This is a genomic window from Leptolyngbya sp. FACHB-711 (assembly GCF_014695615.1).
Classification (GTDB): Bacteria; Cyanobacteriota; Cyanobacteriia; order Elainellales; family Elainellaceae; genus Leptolyngbya_A.
Genome location: NZ_JACJOR010000598.1, coordinates 2501 through 4964 on the forward strand (window position 1 = coordinate 2501; position 2464 = coordinate 4964).

Here is a 2464-nt window from a genome sequence, read left to right on the forward strand (position 1 = left end):
CGGAAATGCCGAAGCCAAAGCGAAAGCGAGTCTGAATAGGGCGATAATCCGTGTTTATAGACCCGAACCCGGGTGATCTAACCATGTCCAGGATGAAGCTTGGGTAAAGCCAAGTGGAGGTCCGCACCGACTGATGTTGAAAAATCAGCGGATGAGGTGTGGTTAGGGGTGAAATGCCAATCGAACCCGGAGCTAGCTGGTTCTCCCCGAAATGTGTTGAGGCGCAGCGGTATGTGATGACGGTTGGGGGTAAAGCACTGATTCGGTGCGGGCTGCGAGAGCGGTACCAAATCGAGTCAAACTCAGAATACCAATCGGCAAGCATACCAGTGAGACGGTGGGGGATAAGCTTCATCGTCAAGAGGGAAACAGCCCAGACCACCAGCTAAGGTCCCTAAATTATCGCTCAGTGGTAAAGGAGGTGGGAGTGCAGAGACAACCAGGAGGTTTGCCTAGAAGCAGCCATCCTTGAAAGAGTGCGTAATAGCTCACTGGTCAAGCGCTCCTGCGCCGAAAATGAACGGGACTAAGCGATATACCGAAGCTGTGGACTTGTAATACAAGTGGTAGGGGAGCGTTCTGCGGTAGGGTGAAGCATCAGCGGCAAGCAGGTGTGGACGAAGCAGAAGTGAGAATGTCGGCTTGAGTAGCGCAAAGATAGGTGAGAATCCTATCCCCTGAAATCCCAAGGGTTCCTCCGCAAGGCTCGTCCACGGAGGGTTAGTCGGGACCTAAGGCGAGGACGAAGGTCGTAGTCGATGGACAATCGGTTAAAATTCCGATACTTGATTTGTGTTGTACCGGGGGACGGAGAAGGCTAGCACAGCCGCATGTTGGTTAGCGGTTTAAGTGTTCGAGGCGATGAGAGCTGGAGAAAACAGCTTGAGCTGAGGCATGAGTACGAGGGGATACGTCCCCGAAGTGTGTGAAGTCAAGCTTCCAAGAAAAGCCCGAAGTACGTTAACGCAAATTGACCCGTACCCTAAACCGACACAGGTGGGAAGGTTGAGAAAACTAAAGGGCGCGAGATAACTCTCTCTAAGGAACTCGGCAAAATGACCCCGTAAGTTCGCGAGAAGGGGTGCCAGCGAGAGCTGGTCGCAGTGAAGAGATCCAGGCGACTGTTTACCAAAAACACAGGTCTCCGCGAAGTCGCAAGACGAAGTATGGGGGCTGACGCCTGCCCAGTGCCGGAAGGTTAAGGAAGTCGGTCAGGCCGTAAGGCTAAAGCTGGCGACCGAAGCCCCGGTGAACGGCGGCCGTAACTATAACGGTCCTAAGGTAGCGAAATTCCTTGTCGGGTAAGTTCCGACCCGCACGAAAGGCGTAACGATCTGGATGCTGTCTCGGAGAGAGACTCGGCGAAATAGGAGTGTCTGTGAAGATACGGACTACCTGCACCCGGACAGAAAGACCCTATGAAGCTTTACTGTAGCCTGGTATTGGGTTCGGGCTTTGACTGCGCAGGATAGGTGGGAGACTATGAAGTTGTCCTTGTGGGGACAATGGAGTCAACGGTGAGATACCACTCTGTCAGAGCTAGAATTCTAACCCTCACCCATGATCTGGGGAGGGAACCGTATCAGGGGGGCAGTTTGACTGGGGCGGTCGCCTCCTAAATGGTAACGGAGGCGCGCAAAGGTGTTCTCAGGCTGGTTGGAAATCAGCCGCAGAGTGTAAAGGCAGAAGAACGCTTGACTGTGAGAGTGACAACTCAAGCAGGGTGGAAACACGGCCTTAGTGATCCGACGGTATGCGCGTGGAAGTGCCGTCGCTCAACGGATAAAAGTTACTCTAGGGATAACAGGCTGATCTCCCCCAAGAGTTCACATCGACGGGGAGGTTTGGCACCTCGATGTCGGCTCATCGCAACCTGGTGCGGAAGTACGTGCCAAGGGTTGGGCTGTTCGCCCATTAAAGCGGTACGTGAGCTGGGTTCAGAACGTCGTGAGACAGTTCGGTCCATATCCGGTGCAGGCGTTGGAGCATTGAGAGGAGTCCTCCTTAGTACGAGAGGACCGGGAGGAACGCACCGCTGGTGTGCCTGTTATCGTGCCAACGGTAAACGCAGGGTAGCCAAGTGCGGAGTGGATAACCGCTGAAAGCATCTAAGTGGGAAGCCCACCTCAAGATGAGTGCTCCCATGACTTTAAGTCAGTAAGGTCACCTGTAGACCACAGGTTAATAGGCAGTAGATCGAAGTGTGGTAACACATGCAGTCGAGCTGTACTAACAGACCGAGGGCTTGACTTCACAAACGTAGGTAGTTTGATAAATGACTTGACAAGTAGCTATGCAGTTTTTAAGCGTTCACTTTTTGTAAAACGCTTTATTTTAATATTCCTGGTGTCTATGGTACGGTGGACCCACCCTGACCCATCCCGAACTCAGGTGTGAAACGCTGAAACGGCGACGATAGTTGGAGGGTTGCTTCCTGCAACAATAGCTCGATGCCAGGGTAATT

Annotated in this window: 2 rRNA genes (1 of these 2 only partly in view); both read left to right on the forward strand. The window is 52.9% G+C overall.

Features of this window, described 5'->3' with window-relative positions:
* Positions 1 to 2253, forward strand: a 23S ribosomal RNA gene (locus H6F80_RS28925); it begins 632 nt to the left of the window's first position.
* Between the two features lie 89 nt (positions 2254 to 2342).
* Positions 2343 to 2459, forward strand: a 5S ribosomal RNA gene (rrf, locus tag H6F80_RS28930).
* Positions 2460 to 2464: the final 5 nt, after the last annotated feature.